This window comes from Clostridium kluyveri DSM 555, assembly GCF_000016505.1.
Lineage (GTDB): Bacteria > Bacillota > Clostridia > Clostridiales > Clostridiaceae > Clostridium_B > Clostridium_B kluyveri.
Genome location: NC_009706.1, coordinates 3,944,794 through 3,964,618, shown reverse-complemented (window position 1 = coordinate 3,964,618; position 19,825 = coordinate 3,944,794). Strand labels below are relative to the sequence as shown.

The following is a 19,825-nucleotide window of genomic DNA, read 5'->3' as shown; positions in this document are numbered from 1 at the left end:
TTTGTATCCTCCAGTCTTAGAAAAATAATTCACAATATATCCACAGAAAATTATAAGTATATTATATTTTTTTGACACATGTGGATAAAAATATTCACATGTGTATAATAATGTGGATATTTTTAGATAAAAAAAGTTATCCACATTATTAACAAAATATATATCAACATTATCAACAGTGAATAATAATAGATAAATTGGGCAATAATGCATATATAGAAATATGTTATACACATAAATTATAAAGTTATACACATACTTATCCACAAGTGTGGATAAGTGATATAAATTATAAATTTATCCACAAGTCCCTATAATATAATATCAAAACATAACTACCTATTCAATAAGTTATCCACAAAAATAAATAAAAATGTTGATATGTGAACTTTTCTATTGAATTCTATACTTTTTAATTTGTATTGACATTGTAACTTAGTGAATATATAATTTAATAGTGAAACTTTAGGATGGATTTAGTATTTTTACTGTAAATGTATTTAAAAAGCTAGGTTTTTGTTTTTAATATTCAGTTTCGGAAGTAATTATGCTTATTGAATTTTATAATGTTAAATAAATGTTATTAAACTTGAAGAAAGGAGTTGTGTGGATTATGTGGATGACTTATCAGCCAAAAAAGAAGCAAAGAAAAAGAGAGCATGGCTTTAGAAAGAGAATGAGAACTCTGTCAGGAAGAAATGTTATTAAGAGAAGAAGACAAAAAGGTAGAAAAAGATTAACAGCATAAGGCCGCTTTTGTGGCCTTTTTCTGCAAGCAGAAAAAAGGAGCAAAGACAGATGGATGTTTATAGGATAAAAAAAAATGCAGAATTTAGGGCTGTATATAAAAGGGGAAAATCTTTTTCTAATAATTTGTTAGTATTATATGTATATATGAATAGAAAGAATGTAAATAGATTAGGTGTATCGGTAAGTAAAAAAGTAGGTAAAAGTGTTGTTAGAAATAGAATTAAAAGATTAATTAAAGAAAGTTTTAGACTAAATAGCGACTATATGAAAGTTGAAAATGGATACGATTTAGTATTTATAGCTAGAAAAGCATCTAACGGAAAAAGTTATGTGGAGATAAATAATTCTGTGAAAAATTTAATTAAAAAAGCAGGTTTGTATAAGTGAAAAAGTTTTTAATTTTTTTAATCAAAGTATATAGGAAATACATTTCCCCTTTAAAGGTACCTTGTTGCAGATTTTATCCTACTTGTTCACAATATGTATTGGAAGCTTTACAAAAACATGGTATTATAAAAGGTGGATTTATGTCTATAAAGAGAATATTGAGGTGCAATCCATTTTGTAAGGGTGGATATGACCCAGTTAAATAAATTTCAGGAGGAGTAAAGTTTTGCAATATCTAAATAATGCTTTTGTTCAGTTTTTTGAGTTTTTACATCGTAACGTGACTTCACTTATACCTAATCAAAATATATCTTATGGTATAGCAATAATTTTAATGACTTTAATAATTAGAATTATAATACTTCCATTAGGTGTAAAACAGTTGAAGTCTTCACTTATAATGAATGAAATTCAGCCAGAAGTTAAAAAGTTGCAGGAAAAATATAAAAAAGATCCACAAAGAGCTCAACAGGAAATGATGAAATTATATAAGGAAAAAGGTGCTAGTCCTTTCAGCGGATGTTTACCACTTCTTATTCAATGGCCTATTTTAATTGCCCTCTACTATGTTTTTAATAATTTATCTGGAATAAATGGTGTTAGTTTTTTATGGATAAGTGATTTAGCTAAAAGAGATATATTCCTTGCTATTTTATCTGGAATAACTACTTATTTATCTACATATTTTATGATGTCTTCAAATAATAGTGAACAGGCCAAACAGACACAAACTATGAATATAGGAATGTCTGGGTTTATGGTATTTATGAGCTTGGGATTCAAATCTGCATTGGTATTGTATTGGGTTGTTAGTAATTTGATTCAAATAGCACAAACTTTAGTTATAAAGAGGATTGGAAGCAAGAAGAACACTAGTCCTAGTAAAGCTTAGGGGGTGGCTGCGTATTATGAAAATTATAGAGGTTACCGGAAAAACTGTTGAAGAAGCAATTAAAAATGCATTACTGGAATTAAGAGTTGAAAGAGATAAAGTTGAAGTTGAAATATTAGATCCAGGCAACAAAGGTTTTTTGAACTTTATAGGGGTTAGGCCCGCTAAAATAAAAGTTAAGGTAAAAAGAGACTACATAAAAGAGGCAAATATATTTTTAAAAAATATTCTGCAGTGTATGAAAGTAGAAGCTGAAATACAAATTAAAGAGAATAATGATGTTATAAAAATATATTTAACTGGTTCTGATATGGGAATACTTATTGGTTATAGGGGAGAAACATTAGATGCCATTCAATATCTTATAAGTCTTGTAGTAAATAAAAATCATGATATGGAATATAAAAGAGTTATTTTAGACACAGAAAATTATAGATTGAAAAGAGAAGAGACCTTAAAAAGACTTGCAAGAAGAGTTGCTGAAAAAGTTAAAAGGACAGGTAGAACTGTAAAATTAGAACCAATGAATCCCTATGAAAGAAGAATAATTCATTCTTCACTTCAAAATGATTTTTATGTAAATACCTATAGTGAGGGTCAAGAACCTTTTAGAAGAGTTGTAGTAGATTTTAAGAAATTCTAAGAAAGCCTAAAGGCTTTCTTTTTTTAAATCTATAAAAGTTATATAATTTTATTTGGAGGAAACTAAAATTATGTTAGAATTTGATACAATAACAGCTATTGCTACCGTTTTAGGAGAAGGTGGTATATCTATTATAAGAATTTCAGGAGAAAATTCTCTCAGCATAGCTAATAGTATATTTAGAGGAAAAAATCATAGAGACTTATTAGATATAAAACCTTATTCCATGAGATATGGTTTTATAATAGAGAAAGATACTGGTGAAATATTAGATGAAGTGCTTGTAAGCTTTATGAAAGGTCCTAAAAGCTATACTGCTGAAGACATAGTAGAAATAAACTGTCATGGTGGAGTATTAGCCACAAGAAAGGTAATGGAAGAAGTTATTAAAGCAGGTGCTAGACTTGCTGAACCTGGCGAATTTACAAAAAGGGCATTTTTAAATGGAAGGATTGATTTAAGTCAGGCAGAAGCAGTAATTGATATAATTAGGGCAAAAAGCCATATTTCAGTGAAATCGGCTGTACAGCAATCACAAGGCAAAATTTCTAAAGAAATTAATTTATTAAGAGAAGAACTTTTAGAGATAATTGCACATATAGAAGCTACTGTCAACTATCCAGAAGAAGATCTGGAAGAGATGACTTCAGATCAGATTTACTTAAAGATAAATAAAATATTAGATGAAATAAATTATATATTAAGTAATGCAGAAGAAGGAAAAATAGTTAGAGAAGGATTGAGTGTAGTAATTGTAGGAAAACCTAATGTGGGAAAATCATCTTTATTGAATTCTTTAATTGAAGAAAATAAAGCTATAGTTACAGATATACCTGGTACAACTAGAGATGTTATAGAAGAGTATATGAATATAGGAGGAATTCCTATAAAAATAGTTGATACAGCTGGTATAAGAAAAACTGATGATATAGTAGAAAAGATAGGTGTTGAAAAGTCTAAAGAAAAAATAGATGAATCGGATTTAGTTATATTAATGTTGGATTCAAGTAAAGAGTTAGATGAAGAAGATAAAGAAATAATAAATTATGTAAATCATAGAAAATACATTATTTTATTAAATAAAACTGATATAGGTGATAAAATAGATTTAAATGATATTTGTAATTTAAATTCAAGATTTATAATAAAAACCTCTATTAAAAATGGAGAAGGTTTGGATAAAATCAAGAATTGTATTAAAGAGTTATTCTTTAAAGGAGAAATTAAGTCAGAAGATTTGTTTATAACTAATACTAGACATAAAGAAGGACTAATTAGAGCTAAGGAAAGTTGTATTGAAGCCCTGCAAACATTAAAAAGTACTTTATCTATAGACTTAGTGTCTATAGATATAAAAAATGCGTGGATTAATTTAGGAAAAATAACTGGTGATACTTTAGAAGAGGATATAATAGATAAAATATTTTCACAATTTTGTTTAGGAAAGTAGGTAATTAGAGTTGGAGTATTTTTCAGAAAGATATGATGTAATAGTTATAGGTGCAGGTCATGCTGGATGTGAGGCAGGACTTGCTGCAGCTAGAATGGGTTGTAGAACTTTAATGTGCACAATGAATTTAGATAGTATAGGATTTATGCCATGTAATCCTAATATAGGGGGAACTGCTAAGGGACATTTAGTAAGAGAAATAGATGCTTTGGGTGGAGAAATGGGTGTAAATATTGATGCTACTTTTATACAGTCAAGAATGCTTAATACTTCTAAAGGACCTGCTGTGCATTCATTAAGGGCACAAGCAGATAAGAGAAATTACTCAGGAAGAATGAAAAGTGTACTTGAGAGACAGCATAATTTAGATTTAAAACAATTAGAAGTGGTAGGTATAAGAATTGACAATGAAGGTAAAGTTTGTGGTGTTATAACCAAGAATGGGGCGTATTTTGAAACAAAAACTATCGTTCTATCTACAGGAACTTATTTAAAAGGTAAGGTAATTATAGGCGATGTAAGCTACAGTTCAGGTCCAAATGGATTTATGCCAGCTAATGATCTTTCACAGAGCTTATTGGATTTAGGTATAGAAATTAGAAGATTTAAGACAGGTACACCAGCCAGAGTAAATAGACGCAGCGTGGATTTTTCTAAAATGATAGAACAACCAGGTGATAAGAGAATAGTTCCTTTTTCTTTTATGAGCGAGAATTTAGATAGAAAACAAGTATCTTGTTATTTAACATATACTACAGAAAATACCACAAAAGTTATAAGAGAAAATATAAATAGATCTCCCCTTTTTAATGGGTCCATTAAGTCAGTAGGGCCAAGATATTGTCCTTCTATTGAAGATAAAATAGTTAGGTTTCCAAATAAGGAAAATCATCAAATATTTATTGAACCTGAAGGCGAAGATACAAATGAGTTATATGTAGATGGTGCATCTACATCAATGCCTGAAGATGTTCAGATTGCTATGTATAGAACTATAATAGGGCTTGAAAATGTAGAATTTTTAAGGACAGGATATGCTATTGAATACGATTGTATAAATCCACTGCAATTAAGACCTACATTAGAATTTAAAAAAGTTGAAGGGTTATTTGGGGCAGGTCAGTTAAATGGAAGCTCTGGATACGAAGAAGCAGCATCACAGGGCATAATTGCAGGTATTAATGCCGCCCTTAAAGTTAAAGGAAAAGAACCTTTTATCTTAAAAAGATCTGATGCTTATATAGGAGTCTTAATAGATGACTTAGTTACAAAGGGAACAGAAGAGCCTTATAGAATGATGACATCCCGTTCTGAGTACAGGCTTATACTTAGACAAGATAATGCAGATTTGAGACTTACAGAAATGGGATATAAAATAGGGTTAGTTACTAAAGAAAGATATGATAAATACCTAGAAAGAAAAAATAGTATAGAAACTGAAATAAAAAGAATAAAGAATCTTTATATAACACCTAAGAAAGAAGTAATTGAATTTTTAAATTCATTGGGTTCATCTGAATTGAAAAAAAGTATAAGTTTATATGAATTGATAAAAAGACCAGAACTTGATTATTTTAAGCTTCAGCTGCTTGATATGGATAGACCTGAATTAAATGAAGATGTTCAAGAAGAAGTAAATATCATTTCAAAATATGAAGGATATATAAAAAAGCAGCTAGAGCAAGTTCAACAGTTTAAAAAATTTGAAAATAAGTTTATACCTGAAAATATAGACTATGATGAAATTAAGGGATTAAGAATAGAAGCAAATCAGAAGTTAAAGAAAATACGACCTATAAGTATAGGTCAAGCTTCTAGAATTTCAGGAGTTTCACCAGCAGATATTTCTGTTTTATTAGTTTATCTGGAGAAAAAACATAGAGAAAAACTTTTATAAAATAACAATTTTGGAGAAAATATTATGGATTATTTTGAGATCATGGACACTGTATGTAAAGATTTAGGACTGAATTTTAATCAAGAAAAGTATAATAAGTTTATTAAATATAAGGATATACTTAAATTATGGAATGATAAGATGAACCTCACTGCTATAGTAGATGATAAAGATATAATTAAGAAGCATTTTATAGATAGTATCAGAGTATTTAAATTTTTGCCTTTAAAAGATGCTAAAAGTATCATTGACGTAGGAACTGGCGCAGGATTTCCAGGCATACCTATAAAAATAATTAAACCAGAGGTAAAACTTATACTTTTGGATTCTTTGAATAAAAGAATAAAATTTTTAAACCAAGTGGTCTTAAGTATAAAATTAAATGATGTAACATGTATACATGGAAGAGCAGAAGATTGTGCGAGAAAAATAGAGTATAGGGAAAATAATGATGTTGTAGTATCAAGGGCTGTGGCTAATTTAACAGTTTTAAGTGAATTTTGTATTCCTTATATAAAAGTAGGAGGATATTTTATAGCAATGAAAGGGCCTTCTGTTGAAGATGAGATTACAGAAAGCAAGAATGCAATTAATATTTTAGGTGGTAAAATTGAAGATATAATAAAAGTTGAAGATGATGAGTTCAATCATAATTTAGTAGTAATAAAAAAGATAACACATACTTCTGATAAGTATCCAAGGAAAGCAGGTATTGTATCTAAGAATCCATTAAGGTAACTAAATTTTAAAAAATCTTTAGGAGAACTTATTAATAAAGAACTGGATAATATTAGTTGATAATTATAATTCTTAAAAAGTAAAATGTTTCACGTGAAACATTTTACTTTAATTTTTTGTATTTTCAACTTGATAGTGTACATTTTAAATTGATGGATAAAATTATAAATTTTATATGTACTTTGCTATAAATAAAAGAATTTATAGCAAAAACTCTTTTATTATTGTAAATAAAAATATATAATTAAAAATAAGAAAATAGAAAACCTAGAAAGGGGGAACTTAAATGAAAATAATATCCATATTTAATCAAAAAGGCGGCGTAGGTGTGCGTCCGTAATGGGTTATAAAAGAATGCTGATTAAATACAGCCAAGGTTACAACGATACCTTGTTAACCAATAGACTTACCTAAGGATGGAAACACCAAGGGAACAATAGCATGTCTATTAAAGCATATAGTTTCTAAAGATGGTTGAGATACTGATATGCAAGGTTAGGATATGATAAGGTCAAGGCTGGATTGCTTGAATTCTAGTTTCTTAGCTCTAACTGCCGAGGTTTACGAAAACCATTTGAATACGTAAACGGAATATTTAAAAATAAAATTTTACCTGTGTTTTATTAACGTTGTAGATATTCCCAACATCTTATTATGGGGTGTACGAGAAACGAACAGAAGACCTAAGTCATATTATCGCTTTTATTAATCTAAACGGAGATAGTCTAAGGTGGAATATTTTAATTACTGTGAATTGAAAAATTTTAAATATCCATTATGACTACGGAACCTTCATAGTAGTCCGGGATAGGGAAAGCCTATTACATGGCGAAGGAAGGAAGGTTATTTTTATTGTCTAATTAAGGAGGTATGCGAAATGCAAAAAGCTGAATTAATATTGGCAATATTAAAAGATAAATCTAATAATAATCCAAATTATAAATTCCAAAGAATATATAGATATTTATTTAATATAGACTTCTATTTTAGGGCATATTCTCAGGTTTATTCTGCAGGTGAAAATATAGGCAATGTTGTTACAGAAAAAGTACATAGTTTTAATAATGAAGGCGTTCACAAAATAATTGAAAAATTAAAGAATGAAAGTTATTGTCCAGAGTCATTGGAAAAATCAGATAAGCAGAACAAAAAACATTCTCAAATAAAAGGTTTATATGATAATTTAATACAGCAAATAATTGTGGAAATTCTTCAATCTATATACAATGTTAATTTTAGCGTTAATTCTCATGCATTTATTCCAAATAAAAATTGTCATACTGCTCTTTATAAGATAAAAACTACTTGTAGTGGTGCTAGATGGGCTGTTAAGGGTAATATAGAAAGTTGTTTTTATAATATAAATTATGATTTTGTTATAAAGTCATTATGTGAAAAAATATCTGACGGACGTTTTATAAATCTTATCCGTAAGTTTCTTGCGGCAGGATATACAAAAGAAAAAAAAAATTGTGATACATGGTCAGGGATATCGCAGAGAGAAAGTTTGGCTAACATATTAATTAATATATATTTAGATAAGTTTGATAAATATATAAATAAAGAATTTGGACAAGTAAAATATACACGGTATTTAGATAATTTTATTATTTTTATTTCTGGAACTAAAGATTTAGCTGAATATATGATAGAAAAGATAAAAGTTTTTTTAAAAGACAAATTAAATATAGAAACTACCGAAGAAGAAATTTTTATCATTGATTTAAATAAACAGAGAGTGAAATTCTTAGGCTATGAAATAACTAAATTAAAGCATAATTTTAAAGATAATAAAACTGATAAATCTAAAGAAAAAATGGATAATGAAATAATACAATTATTAATACCTGCTGAAGTGATAAGAAAAAGAATTAAACCTTTTATTTTAAATGGAAAGCCAATACATAATAATTCTAGAATTAACTTATCCGTATTTAAAATAATTTCTCTCTATAATAGAGAGATCATAGATTTATATAATTATTACTGTTTAGCCTCAGATGTGAATGCAAAAGTTAGAAAATTTAAATTTTATCATTATTTAAGTTTGGTAAAGACGCTGGCAAGAAAAGAACAAATATCAGTTAAACAGGTAATAAATAGATATGGTATAGTATTTAAGGGAAAAGATAAAAATGTATTAAAAAAAGTTGTGGGAATTAACCATATGACAAAAAACGGTATAAAAACTATAATTTATTGTAATGAGTCCTTAAAGAGGAAAAGTAAACCTCTTGCCAATGTAAATGATATAATTTGGAAGTAGATTAATATAGCAAGGAGAACTTGACATAGATTTATCTTTTAATATAAATAACTGGAGAGCCGAATACATTGAAAGGTGTACGTTCGGTTCGGAGGGGGGTTCACAAAAATCTGCTGTAATTCAGTTATAGTAAGACGTTGGGTTCCTACCCTACAAAACTACTACTTGTATTAATTTAAGTGCATACTTAGCTATGCAAGGATATAAAATATTAAATATAGATATTGATCCTCAAGGTAATACTACCAGTGGATTAGGTTTTGATAAGAGAAATATAGAAATTTCTATATATGATGTTTTGACATCAAGGGTTAACATAAATGAGGCAATAGTGCCCTGTGAGCTTATAGATAATTTCTATATAATTCCTTCAATAATGGAATTAGCTGGATGTGAAATAGAATTAATAAGTAAGAAAAACAGAGAAAAAATATTGAAAAGCAAGTTAAAGAACTTGAAACAGGATTTTGATTTTATATTTATAGATTGTCCACCATCTTTAGGACTATTGATCATAAATGCACTTACTGCATCAGATAGTGTGCTTATTCCAATTCAATGTGAGTTTTATGCTTTAGAAGGTGTTGGACAATTGATAAATACAGTTAAATTAGTTAAGGAGTCATTGAATACGAATTTGAAAATTGAGGGAGTAATTATGAGTATGTGTGATACCAGAACTAATTTATCAAATCAAGTTGTTTTAGAGGTGAAAAAGTATTTTAAAGATAAAGTTTATGATACTACTATACCTAGAAATATAAGGCTGGCGGAAGCTCCTAGTTTTGGACTACCTATAGTGCTTTATGATGATAAGTGTAAAGGTGCGGAAGCTTATGAGGGATTGACTAAAGAATTTTTACATAAGCAAAAGGAGTGAATGTGATTTGAATAAAAAATATGGATTGGGGAAAGGGCTTAGAGCACTAATACCTGAAAATGCTTTAGACATTGGAGAAGAAAATCAAAAGGATATTAAATATATTAATATTGATTTTATAGTCGCAAATAAAAGTCAGCCTAGAAAAAAGTTTGACAAGGACAAGATATTAGAACTTTCTCAATCAATAAAAGAGTATGGCATAATACAACCTCTTGTAGTTAATGAAATTGAAGATAATACATACAGCATAATTGTAGGAGAGAGAAGATGGAGAGCTGCTAAATTAGCTAATATAAAAGAGATACCTGTAATTATAATGAATTTATCAGATAATGAAATCTTAGAAGTTTCTCTAATAGAAAATATACAAAGACAGGATCTAAATCCGATAGAAGAAGCTCTAGCCTATAAAAAGTTGGTTACTGAGTTAAATTTAACTCAAGAAGAGTTAAGTAATAAAATTGGGAAATCTAGGACTAAGATTACTAACTGTATGAGACTTTTAAATTTAGATGATAGAGTTCAAAATTATCTTATAGATGGAGTTATTACTGAAGGACATGGAAGAGCCCTATTAGGTTTAGAAAGTAATGATTTACAATATGAGCTAGCTCAAACTATTATAAATAAAAATCTTACTGTTAGAGATGTAGAAAAACTTATTAAAAATGTTAATTCACATAAAAAACCACAGCAAAATGAGACTAAAGAACAAAATGTTTATTATTTAGATATAAAAGACAAATTAGAAAACCTATTTGGTACAAAAGTTTTATTAATGGATAAAAAAAATAAAGGTAAAATAGAAATAGAATATTATTCTCAGGAGGATTTGCAGAGAATATTGGATATATTAAAAATCTAATTTGTTTAAAAATGTTTCACATGAAACATTTTTAAACAAAAATTCTTTTCATATATATAATGGGTATGTTATTAAATAAAGAAAGTATTATTCATTTTAATCTCTATGAAAGGAGAAAAATATGCAAAATATTATTAACCTAATGAATGGATTACACATATACATTATAATTGGATTAATTATAATTATAATAATATTATTTATTATGAATTTAGTAATTTTGAAGTCTTTAAATAGATTGGAAAAAAGATATAGAAAATTTATGAGAGGCTCTAATAATAAAAATTTAGAAGAATTTATTATTGGATATCTAGATAGTATAGATAATGTAAAAAATCAATATGAAGATATTAGAAATCTCTATAAGGAATTAAATTCTAAAGTAAGTTGTTGTATCCAAAAAATATCTGTTATAAGATATAGAGCCTTTGAAGACGTAGGAAGTGATCTGAGTTTTTCAATAGCATTATTGGATGAAAAAAATGATGGTGTAATAATTACAGGAATATATGGAAGAGATGAAAGCACTACTTATGCTAAACCTATAGATAGTGGTCTATCAAGATATGGTTTATCGCAAGAGGAACAACAAGTTTTAGAAGATTGCATAAATAAAAGAATATAGTTTTTGTTCAATAAAAAACTCCTTTGAAATACTTATAAATTTAAGGAGTTTTTTGTGTTTGTATTAAAAGGTTATTATAATCATCTGATTTTATGAATGAATGATATATGGAACTTTCAAAGATATTGTAATTAATGAAATGTTTTTTATTAAAAAAATAAATTAGTATTAGATATTTTATATATCAAGCCTCTGCATTTTGGAGAAAACTAGTATTACTTTTTCCACCTATAGTTTTTAATATAGAGTGATATAAACCTTTAGAAATTGTATCAGCTAATTGCATAACAGTAAATAATCGGGTGTTTTGTAAAACCATAAATTCCATTGCACCACACATATTTACAATACCTGTTATACTTAAATCACCTACTTGAGGAAGTGATTTATTCATAGCGGAACCAGGATGAAGAGGTTTGGACTCTAGTATTATTTTACCTACATTTTGAATATTACCTAAGCAAGCATCAATTGCTATTGTAAAGGGATTATTATATTTAGAATTTATTTCAGTTATTATATCGGAAATATTTTTAGCATGTACTGGATATTGTAAATTTCCATATAATGCAACTCTATTTCTTACTAGAAATTTTAATTTATCTCCTACTATAGGTCCTAAACTATCTCCAGTGGATCTGTCTGTTCCTATACATAGTATTACTATAGTTCTTTTAGATTTGACTATAGGAAATATTTCATTACTAATAGTGTCTCTTAAAGTACATATTGAATTTTTAGCTGTGGGATCTATTATTAATTTCTTAATCATAAAAAACCTCCTATATTAGAATCTTTACCATATAGAGGTTTTTTATACTATAAATTTATATATTTTGTTATAAAATTTAGAACATATCCAGTTTTCTAAATATATTAAAAAATACTACTAAAAATATACAAAATATCATTCCAGATATGCCATTTGATTTTAATCCTATAAATAATGCTGCAAGAACTGCTACAGGATGTATTCCAAGAGAAGATGAAACTATTTTAGGCTCAATAATTTGTCTTATTATAGAAACTAATATATAACATATAAGTAGTCCTATAAATGTAACATAATTTTTAAATACTATTAAGTAGATAAAAGCTATAGGTATATATATAGCTCCAATTCCTAGAATAGGAAGTAAATCTGCTATAGCACATATTACACTAAGTATTACAGCATATTTAACTTTGAAAATTAAAAATACTATTATTGTTTCTAAAAATGTAAATAAGATTATAATCATGTAGGAAAGTAAATAATTACCTAACATTTTTTTTGTTTCAGAATATATTTTTAATAATTTATCTGTTTTGTTGTTTGGTATTAAATTTTGCATGTTTATCTTAGATGAACTCATATCCTTTGTAAAAAAATATGTAGTTAATAAAGTAAAAAGCACCACCATCAATATGTAAGGTATTGTAGCTATTAGATTTATTATATAAGATACTAGTTTGCCAGAAAAACCCACCACTATATTTGAGGTCTTAGTAACAAAATTTGTAAAGTTTTTTTCTAAAGTGTTTATTATATAAGGATCCAAATCGTTATAATACTTTTGCAATTTATAAAATGAGTTATATATATCAGTTGAATTCTTAGAAATATATGCTTGGGTGTTTTTTCCAAGTTGTATAGCTTCTTGACTTATGGTAGTTATTCCTAAAACCAATAAAGTTATTATTATTGTAAAGAATACCAAAGTTGTAATTAGAGAAGCGATTCCGCTTTTAATTTTTAGTTTTTTTGAAATAAAAATTGTAGGCTTTCTAAGTAATAATGCACATAAAAAAGCTAGGACGAAAGGTAAAGTGTAGTCAAGAGTATTAAAAAATGTTAAAAAGAGTATAGTGTAGACTATAAAAAATATACTAATTTTATCAATTTTATTTATCAAATCATTCATGAGTATATATCAACTCCTATAAAATTTTTACTATTATTTTGATTATTAATAATAATTCTAATATATATTTTTAATTTACATAATAATCATAGATATATTATTAAAAACAAAACATATTTGTTATATAATTATATCGTGGATTAAAATTTTTTGACATATGAATTTTAAATAAAATCTATATGTTAAAATAATCTATGTATAATAATTATAAAATAATATAATAGCCTTGTATATACTTATAATAGTAAAATTTTACATAATTAATGAAAGATAAGAAGTATTTAATTAATTTACTATGTTTTAGCATGAACTAAGGAATAATATGAATTATAAATAATTTATATTTATTTATAATTTTTAAAATGGGGGGAAATATGAAAGAAAACTTAATTGAAATATATAAAAAATTGAAAATACCTAAAGAAAGTATATATAATTTTGGAGAGACAGTCCTTAAAATAATAATTATATTAATTATTATGTATCTTGTCGTTAAAATTGGAAATAAAATAATAAATAAATATGTTTCAAAACAGAAGAATTTTAAAATTTCATTAGATGATAAAAAAGCTAAAACCATAGGAGCTATTTTAAGAAGTGTATTAAAATATGCAGTATATTTCTTTGGCATATTTAGTATAATTGCCATAATATCGCCTAAAATAGGTATAACCGGTCTGACTTTTGCAGGTATAGGTGGAGTGGCATTTGGACTTGGAGCACAGAGTATTATAAAAGATATAATAAATGGCTTTTTTATATTATTTGAGGATCAATTTGCAGTGGGAGATTATATAAATATAGATGACAAAGGTGGTATTGTAGAAAGTATAGAATTAAGAATTACTAAAATAAGGGATTTTAATGGCGATTTACATATAATACCAAATAGCCTTATAACTAAAATTACCAATCACTCAAAAGGGAATGCTAGGATTATTATAGATACAGATATTGCCTATGATGAAAATATAAATAGAGTTATGAGTATAATGTCGGAATTATGTGAGAGGTTTAAGAATGAAAATTCTGTTATTGTAGAAGGACCGACTGTTCAGGGGATAACAAGTATTAAAGATGATAGGGTAACTATTAGAATAGCCGGTAAGACAAAGACAATGACACAATGGGACATGGAAATGAAACTTAGAAAACAAATATGGGAAGTATTAAAACAAGAAAATATTAAAATTCCTTATTCATCAGTAAAAATTTTAAAGGAGGAATAAATATATGAAAAAAATTTTTTATATTGGTGATATAGTGCAGATGAAAAAAGGGCATCCTTGTGGCAGTAATGAATGGGAAGTGATAAGACTTGGTGCTGATATAAAAATAAAATGTTGTGGTTGCAGCAGGATAGTAATGCTTCCAAGAAGTAAATTTGAAAAAAATGTGAAAAAGATTATAAAGCAAAACTCACCTGATATACAGGAAGTATGATCATATATTGTAAATTTTAGCTGTGTAAAAAAATTAATTGATTTTATATAGAAAAAGTAGTAAAATAAGAAAACGTAGTCCCTGCTGTGAAAATCACAGCCATTAGTCCGAGGGGAGGAGGTGGAATTCAATGGGTAAATACGAAACTATATTTATATTACACCCATCATTAGATGAGGAAGGTTATAAAGCTAATGTAGAAAAATTTAAAGGTGTAATAGAAAATGGTGGAGGTGTAATAGAAAACGTTGATATTTGGGGTAAGAGAAAGCTTGCCTATGAAATAAAAAAAGTTAACGAAGGATATTATACACTGATAACTTTTAATGCTGATCCTACTTTACCAAAAGAGTTAGATAGAGTATTTAGAATTACAGATACAGTTGTTAGACATATAATAGTAAAGGATGAAAAATAGGTGGTGTTTTAATTGAATAAAGTTGTTTTAATTGGAAGATTAACTAAAGATCCGGAATTAAGGTTTACACCAGGAATGGGAAAAGCAGTTACTACCTTTACTATAGCTGTTGATAGAAGATTTACTAGAGATGGACAGAGAGAGGCAGATTTTATTCCCATTGTTGTCTGGGGAAAACAAGCTGAATCTACTGCTAATTATATGAGTAAAGGAAAGCTTATAGGCATTAGTGGAAGAATCCAAACTAGAAGCTATGAATCTAGAGACGGTATTAGAAAATATGTTACTGAAGTTATTGCAGAAGAAGTCCAATTTCTTGAATGGGGACAGAAGTCTGTAAGAGACAATAACACTGAAGTTTTATCTGAAGATTTTGGTAAAAACTCAAATTTTAATGAAGATATCTACGGAGAAGATATTACTCCAGTTGATGAGGGAGATATCCCATTTTAAGAGTAAGGAGGGAGAAGCAGTATGGCAAATAGAGAAGGCGGAAGAAGAAATTCCGGAAAATTAAGAAGAGCCAAGAGAAAAGTTTGTGCTTTTTGTATGGATAAGTCTGAGTTTATAGACTATAAAGATATAAATAAATTAAGAAAATATGTTACAGAGAGAGGAAAAATTCTTCCAAGAAGAATTTCCGGAAACTGTGCAAAGCATCAAAGAGAATTGACTAGAGCGATTAAGAGGGCTAGAAACATAGCTTTATTACCATTTACAACAGAGTAGTTAAAAAGTGAAGAATTTGTATTCTTCACTTTTTTTAAACCTAATCTGAAATTATACAATTAAGTTTAAATCTATTACTTCTATTTATTGCACAAAAATATAAAAGAAACTAAAATATAATTAAAGAATAGGAGGAGAACTGTATGAAAAAACAAAATTTTAACATAATGTATAATGTTAAAATGATAGAGGATTTAAAGGCGGATCTTCTATGTATAATAGGAGATTTTTTTAAATTACTTACAAAAGGAAGTAATGTAGCACAACAAGCCATATTAGATTGTATTTCTGGAGCAATAATAATATTATACTTGCTTGCAGAAAGATTGGGATACTCTCATACAGCTGTAGATGAAACTATAAAAAGAAAGTTAAAAATTGGTATAATTGAAGAAGATAAAATAGAAAAAGATGGGAAAGATTTGACCAAATTATATAATTATCTTAAAGACAGAAATTAATGGAGGTAGATATGCAAGGTAAAACGTATAATGTAAAGGCTTTAGCAGAAGCAGGTATTATAACGGCATTTACAGTAATAATAGTTCTTATAAATATATATATACCTATATTATCTATAGTTATTAATTTTATAATACCTATTCCTATAACAATACTATACATAAGGCAAAACTATAAGGTTACTTTGATTTCTGTAGCAGCTAGTGGTATATTTATAGCAATGCTTTATAATCCTATAAGTGCATTAGCTTCAATATTATTAATAGGGCTTACAGGAATGACTTTAGGATATTGTATAAAAAATAAAAAAGAGTTTGGAAATACAATTATCTTTGTAGCTATATCTTTTGCTTTAGGAATAATATTTTATTTGTTTATTTATACTATGCTCATAAATAAAGGTGGAATATATGGATTTGTTAATGAAATGTTGGCAGGTTTAAAGCAGTCAATGGAATTAAGCAAAGATATGTATAAAAGAACTGGAATGTCAAGCAGTGAAGCTGCTGTAATTGAAGAAATATTTAGGGTATTTACACCGGAATATATTATGAAACTTATTCCAGCTATGGTTGTAATTTTAGCATTTATTTTATCCTATTTAAATTATATGGTAACGTTAGTTATACTTAAAAAATTAAGATATGAAGTTAAAGAAATTAAACCGATTGGTCAATGGTATATGAATACCAGAATAGGTACATTGGTTGGTTTAATTCTTGTTATAGGAATGCTGCTCGATAGAAAAAATATAGTTATAGGAGAATATTTGGCTAATTCATCAGGGACTATACTCCAATTCGTACTTTTATTAGATGGGATAGCATTGATTACATATTATTTAATAGATAAATACAAAATGTCTAAAAAGATTGCTGCCTTAATAATAATATTTACAGCCATGTCAAGATTATCTTTATTTTATACTATTATAGGATTTATAGATATGATATTTGATTTTAGAAAACTCGACCCTTATAGAAAGTTAAAAAAATAGTACCGGGGGTTTTATTTAATGCAAGATAATTATAATTATTTTATAACTAGTAATAAAGTATATATGATAATAATTGCAGTGCTGATTTTATTATTAATGCTGTATGGACATATAATAATTGGTAGCATAACTATTGCTTTGTACGTGCTGCTTGTAATCTATAATATAAAAAATACAAAATTCAGGAAAAGTGAATGGAAAAAATTTATAGAAGATTTCTCCTCCAAACTTGATATAGCTACTACAAGTACACTTGTTAAATTCCCATTTCCCCTTGTTATAATAAAGGTAACTGGAGATGTACTTTGGTATAATCAAAACTTTTCCTCTATATTAAAAGGAAAAGATATATTAGGTCAAAATATTAAAAACATTGCAAGAGATTTTAATATTAAACAGGCGGTAAATGGCAAGGAAAGTGTATTTAAATATATAAAAATCAAGGATAAATATTATGATATATATACAAATATAGTAGGTACTTCTGAAAAATCTAAGGATAAGATTGTTATATTATATCTTTATGATGTGAGCCAATCCTATGATATGGTAAATTCGATAAATGCAAATAAAGATACTATAATGCTTATGGAAGTAGATAATTTTGATGATGTAGTTAAGGCTATGGATGAAGATGATAGACCACTTATAATAGCAGAGATAGAAAGAACTATAAATATTTATGCACAGGGTTTAAATGCAATGATTAGAAAGTATGAATCTAATAAATATATATTTTGTATACAGAATAAGTATATAGAAAAAGAAATGGAAAAAAAATTTGAAATATTAGATACTGTAAGAGAAATAAACATGGGAAACAAGCTCGCAGTAACTTTAAGTATAGGTATAGGTAGAGGAGGAGCCACTCCTTTAGAAAATGAAAAATATGCAGTATCAGCTAAAGAATTGGCATTAGGTAGAGGTGGAGATCAAGCGGTTGTAAAAAATGGAGATAAGTTACTATTTTATGGTGGAAAAGCTAAAGAAGTTGAAAAAAGAACTAAAGTAAAGGCAAGGGTGGTAGCTCAAGCACTTGTAGATATAATAAATGATAGCAGCAGTATATTTATAATGGGACATATCAAGCCAGATATAGATTGTTTGGGTGCTGCAGTAGGAATACACAGTGTAGTAGGCCTACTAGGGAAGATGTGTTACATTGTATTAAATAATCCAAATGAAAGTACAAAGCTTATACTGGCTAAAATAAAAGAAGAAAAAGAATATAAGGATGTATTTATACATAGTAGGGATTGTGAAGATAAGATGGATGAAAACAGTCTTCTTATAATTGTAGATGTTCACAGTGAAGGCTATGTAGAAAGTATGGATTTAGTGAATAAATTTAGTAGGATGGTTATAATTGACCATCATAGAAGAACTACAGATTTTATTAAAGGGTCACTTTTAAGTTATATTGAACCTTATGCATCATCTACTTCTGAATTAGTTACGGAAATGCTGCCATATATGGTAGAAAAGCCTGATATAAAAACTATAGAAGCAGAAGCTCTTCTTGCAGGGATATGTGTAGATACTAAAAATTTCTATTTTAAAACTGGGGTAAGAACTTTTGAAGCTGCTTCATTTTTAAGGAGACTCGGTGCAGATACTATAGAAATAAAAAAATTTTTTTCTTATGATTTAAAAACTTATTTGAAAAGGGCTGAAATTATAAGGTCAGCTAATATATATAATAATATTGCCATAGCAGTATGTCCCAAGCAAATAGAAAGTATACTATTAGCAGCTCAAGCAGCAGATGAATTGCTAAATATTACAGGTATTCAAGCGTCTTTTGTTTTTGTTAAAATAAAAGATGAAATATTCATTAGCGGAAGATCCCTAGGAGATATAAATGTGCAAGTTATACTTGAAACATTAGGCGGAGGAGGACATATTACTATGGCAGGAGCAAAATTAGAATATGTAACTATAGATGAAGCCTTATTAAAATTAAAAGATGCCATAAAGAAATATGTTAAGGAGAGTGAAAAATAATGAAAGTTATATTATTAAAAGACGTAAAAACTCTAGGGAAAAAAGGTGAAGTTATAAATGCTTCAGATGGATATGCCAGAAATTATTTAATACCAAAAGGATTTGCAGAGGAGGCAAATAAAACTAATCTTCATATATGGAACAATAAAAAGGAAGCTGAAAGAAAACAGAAGCTTGCAGAAATTGAAGCAGCACAAAAGCTTGCAGCAGAATTAAAGGGAAAGGAAATAAATTTAACTGTTAAATCAGGAGAAAATGGAAGAATATTCGGTTCTATAACCGGAAAGGATATTTCAGATGAACTAAATAAAAAATTTAAAATAAATATAGATAAGAAAAAGATAGTAATTAATAATATAAGACAGCTTGGTACTTATGATGTGGAAGTTAAATTATATCCTGAAATATCTACAAAAATAAAAGTAATTATTGCAGAAAAATAAGGAGGAAAACTCGTGAAGTTACAATTTAT

At 27.5% G+C, this 19,825-nt stretch carries 22 protein-coding genes and 1 pseudogene; 21 read left to right on the top strand and 2 right to left on the bottom strand.

The genetic code is table 11. The features are described from left to right. Positions 1 to 613 precede the first annotated feature (613 nt). From rpmH to CKL_RS19100, 12 genes and pseudogenes are all read left to right on the top strand, one after another. Positions 614 to 748, top strand: coding sequence for a 50S ribosomal protein L34 (rpmH, locus tag CKL_RS19155; protein ID WP_012104240.1), 135 nt, complete (start codon positions 614 to 616; stop codon positions 746 to 748). A gap of 50 nt (positions 749 to 798) precedes the next feature. Continuing rightward, a complete protein-coding gene (gene rnpA / locus CKL_RS19150; RefSeq protein WP_012104238.1) occupies positions 799 to 1,137 on the top strand; it encodes a ribonuclease P protein component in 339 nt (112 codons plus the stop codon). Next, positions 1,134 to 1,343 (top strand): membrane protein insertion efficiency factor YidD, encoded by a 210-nt coding sequence (yidD, locus tag CKL_RS19145; protein WP_012104237.1) that lies wholly within the window; start codon positions 1,134 to 1,136, stop codon positions 1,341 to 1,343. The genes rnpA and yidD overlap by 4 nt, the downstream gene beginning before the upstream one ends. Before the next feature lie 20 nt (positions 1,344 to 1,363). Beyond that, entirely contained in the window at positions 1,364 to 2,029 is a 666-nt protein-coding gene (locus CKL_RS19140; RefSeq protein ID WP_012104236.1) for a membrane protein insertase YidC, read from the top strand. A 16-nt stretch (positions 2,030 to 2,045) separates the two neighbouring features. Continuing rightward, complete coding sequence (gene jag, locus CKL_RS19135; protein ID WP_012104235.1) at positions 2,046 to 2,672, top strand: RNA-binding cell elongation regulator Jag/EloR; 627 nt, start codon at positions 2,046 to 2,048, stop codon at positions 2,670 to 2,672. Positions 2,673 to 2,742: 70 nt separating this feature from the next. Then, positions 2,743 to 4,122 carry a tRNA uridine-5-carboxymethylaminomethyl(34) synthesis GTPase MnmE gene (mnmE, locus tag CKL_RS19130; RefSeq protein ID WP_012104234.1) on the top strand — a complete coding sequence of 460 codons (1,380 nt, stop codon included), beginning with the start codon at positions 2,743 to 2,745 and terminating at the stop codon, positions 4,120 to 4,122. Positions 4,123 to 4,132: 10 nt separating this feature from the next. Continuing rightward, positions 4,133 to 6,019 (top strand): tRNA uridine-5-carboxymethylaminomethyl(34) synthesis enzyme MnmG, encoded by a 1,887-nt coding sequence (gene mnmG, locus CKL_RS19125; RefSeq protein ID WP_012104233.1) that lies wholly within the window; start codon positions 4,133 to 4,135, stop codon positions 6,017 to 6,019. Positions 6,020 to 6,043: 24 nt separating this feature from the next. Then, on the top strand, positions 6,044 to 6,757 hold the full coding sequence (rsmG, locus tag CKL_RS19120) for a 16S rRNA (guanine(527)-N(7))-methyltransferase RsmG (RefSeq protein WP_012104232.1): 714 nt from the start codon (positions 6,044 to 6,046) through the stop codon (positions 6,755 to 6,757). A gap of 877 nt (positions 6,758 to 7,634) precedes the next feature. Beyond that, complete coding sequence (locus tag CKL_RS19115) at positions 7,635 to 9,023, top strand: reverse transcriptase/maturase family protein (protein ID WP_012104231.1); 1,389 nt, start codon at positions 7,635 to 7,637, stop codon at positions 9,021 to 9,023. Positions 9,024 to 9,177: 154 nt separating this feature from the next. Continuing rightward, a pseudogene (locus CKL_RS19110) lies at positions 9,178 to 9,903 on the top strand (ParA family protein); the annotation flags it as partial. Between the two features lie 7 nt (positions 9,904 to 9,910). Beyond that, a complete protein-coding gene (locus CKL_RS19105; protein WP_012104229.1) occupies positions 9,911 to 10,771 on the top strand; it encodes a ParB/RepB/Spo0J family partition protein in 861 nt (286 codons plus the stop codon). Positions 10,772 to 10,892: 121 nt separating this feature from the next. Continuing rightward, positions 10,893 to 11,396: a DUF4446 family protein gene (locus CKL_RS19100; protein WP_012104228.1), complete on the top strand. Its 504-nt coding sequence runs from the start codon at positions 10,893 to 10,895 to the stop codon at positions 11,394 to 11,396. A gap of 184 nt (positions 11,397 to 11,580) precedes the next feature. Here the strand turns inward: CKL_RS19100 and yyaC are convergent, their stop codons facing one another. Then, complete coding sequence (yyaC, locus tag CKL_RS19095) at positions 11,581 to 12,168, bottom strand: spore protease YyaC (RefSeq protein ID WP_012104227.1); 588 nt, start codon at positions 12,166 to 12,168, stop codon at positions 11,581 to 11,583. 76 nt (positions 12,169 to 12,244) lie between these two features. Next, positions 12,245 to 13,300 (bottom strand): sporulation integral membrane protein YtvI, encoded by a 1,056-nt coding sequence (ytvI, locus tag CKL_RS19090; protein ID WP_012104226.1) that lies wholly within the window; start codon positions 13,298 to 13,300, stop codon positions 12,245 to 12,247. 374 nt (positions 13,301 to 13,674) lie between these two features. Between ytvI and CKL_RS19085 the strand changes: the two genes are divergently transcribed. From CKL_RS19085 to rplI, 9 genes are all read left to right on the top strand, one after another. Further along, entirely contained in the window at positions 13,675 to 14,529 is an 855-nt protein-coding gene (locus tag CKL_RS19085; RefSeq protein WP_012104225.1) for a mechanosensitive ion channel family protein, read from the top strand. A gap of 4 nt (positions 14,530 to 14,533) precedes the next feature. Beyond that, positions 14,534 to 14,743 carry a DUF951 domain-containing protein gene (locus CKL_RS19080; RefSeq protein ID WP_012104224.1) on the top strand — a complete coding sequence of 70 codons (210 nt, stop codon included), beginning with the start codon at positions 14,534 to 14,536 and terminating at the stop codon, positions 14,741 to 14,743. 130 nt (positions 14,744 to 14,873) lie between these two features. Continuing rightward, positions 14,874 to 15,161 (top strand): 30S ribosomal protein S6, encoded by a 288-nt coding sequence (rpsF, locus tag CKL_RS19075; protein WP_012104223.1) that lies wholly within the window; start codon positions 14,874 to 14,876, stop codon positions 15,159 to 15,161. A gap of 12 nt (positions 15,162 to 15,173) precedes the next feature. After that, complete coding sequence (locus CKL_RS19070; protein WP_012104222.1) at positions 15,174 to 15,614, top strand: single-stranded DNA-binding protein; 441 nt, start codon at positions 15,174 to 15,176, stop codon at positions 15,612 to 15,614. Between the two features lie 21 nt (positions 15,615 to 15,635). Next, on the top strand, positions 15,636 to 15,890 hold the full coding sequence (rpsR, locus tag CKL_RS19065) for a 30S ribosomal protein S18 (RefSeq protein WP_012104221.1): 255 nt from the start codon (positions 15,636 to 15,638) through the stop codon (positions 15,888 to 15,890). 143 nt (positions 15,891 to 16,033) lie between these two features. Further along, positions 16,034 to 16,351, top strand: coding sequence for a MazG-like family protein (locus CKL_RS19060; protein ID WP_012104220.1), 318 nt, complete (start codon positions 16,034 to 16,036; stop codon positions 16,349 to 16,351). Between the two features lie 11 nt (positions 16,352 to 16,362). Beyond that, a complete protein-coding gene (locus CKL_RS19055; protein ID WP_012104219.1) occupies positions 16,363 to 17,349 on the top strand; it encodes a YybS family protein in 987 nt (328 codons plus the stop codon). A gap of 18 nt (positions 17,350 to 17,367) precedes the next feature. Beyond that, positions 17,368 to 19,353 carry a DHH family phosphoesterase gene (locus CKL_RS19050; protein WP_012104218.1) on the top strand — a complete coding sequence of 662 codons (1,986 nt, stop codon included), beginning with the start codon at positions 17,368 to 17,370 and terminating at the stop codon, positions 19,351 to 19,353. Next, on the top strand, positions 19,353 to 19,796 hold the full coding sequence (rplI, locus tag CKL_RS19045; protein WP_012104217.1) for a 50S ribosomal protein L9: 444 nt from the start codon (positions 19,353 to 19,355) through the stop codon (positions 19,794 to 19,796). The genes CKL_RS19050 and rplI overlap by 1 nt, the downstream gene beginning before the upstream one ends. The last annotated feature ends 29 nt before the right edge of the window (positions 19,797 to 19,825 follow it).

What these genes read in the sequence shown, in the direction of transcription:
- rpmH (WP_012104240.1), top strand. Translation starts at nt 614, where the DNA reads ATGTGGATGACTTATCAGCCAAAAAAGAAGCAAAGAAAAAGAGAGCAT.
- rnpA (WP_012104238.1), top strand. Translation starts at nt 799, where the DNA reads ATGGATGTTTATAGGATAAAAAAAAATGCAGAATTTAGGGCTGTATAT.
- jag (WP_012104235.1), top strand. Translation starts at nt 2,046, where the DNA reads ATGAAAATTATAGAGGTTACCGGAAAAACTGTTGAAGAAGCAATTAAA.
- mnmE (WP_012104234.1), top strand. Translation starts at nt 2,743, where the DNA reads ATGTTAGAATTTGATACAATAACAGCTATTGCTACCGTTTTAGGAGAA.
- rsmG (WP_012104232.1), top strand. Translation starts at nt 6,044, where the DNA reads ATGGATTATTTTGAGATCATGGACACTGTATGTAAAGATTTAGGACTG.
- CKL_RS19115 (WP_012104231.1), top strand. Translation starts at nt 7,635, where the DNA reads ATGCAAAAAGCTGAATTAATATTGGCAATATTAAAAGATAAATCTAAT.
- CKL_RS19100 (WP_012104228.1), top strand. Translation starts at nt 10,893, where the DNA reads ATGCAAAATATTATTAACCTAATGAATGGATTACACATATACATTATA.
- yyaC (WP_012104227.1), bottom strand. Translation starts at nt 12,168, where the DNA reads ATGATTAAGAAATTAATAATAGATCCCACAGCTAAAAATTCAATATGT.
- ytvI (WP_012104226.1), bottom strand. Translation starts at nt 13,300, where the DNA reads ATGAATGATTTGATAAATAAAATTGATAAAATTAGTATATTTTTTATA.
- CKL_RS19085 (WP_012104225.1), top strand. Translation starts at nt 13,675, where the DNA reads ATGAAAGAAAACTTAATTGAAATATATAAAAAATTGAAAATACCTAAA.
- CKL_RS19080 (WP_012104224.1), top strand. Translation starts at nt 14,534, where the DNA reads ATGAAAAAAATTTTTTATATTGGTGATATAGTGCAGATGAAAAAAGGG.
- rpsF (WP_012104223.1), top strand. Translation starts at nt 14,874, where the DNA reads ATGGGTAAATACGAAACTATATTTATATTACACCCATCATTAGATGAG.
- rpsR (WP_012104221.1), top strand. Translation starts at nt 15,636, where the DNA reads ATGGCAAATAGAGAAGGCGGAAGAAGAAATTCCGGAAAATTAAGAAGA.
- CKL_RS19060 (WP_012104220.1), top strand. Translation starts at nt 16,034, where the DNA reads ATGAAAAAACAAAATTTTAACATAATGTATAATGTTAAAATGATAGAG.
- CKL_RS19055 (WP_012104219.1), top strand. Translation starts at nt 16,363, where the DNA reads ATGCAAGGTAAAACGTATAATGTAAAGGCTTTAGCAGAAGCAGGTATT.
- CKL_RS19050 (WP_012104218.1), top strand. Translation starts at nt 17,368, where the DNA reads ATGCAAGATAATTATAATTATTTTATAACTAGTAATAAAGTATATATG.
- rplI (WP_012104217.1), top strand. Translation starts at nt 19,353, where the DNA reads ATGAAAGTTATATTATTAAAAGACGTAAAAACTCTAGGGAAAAAAGGT.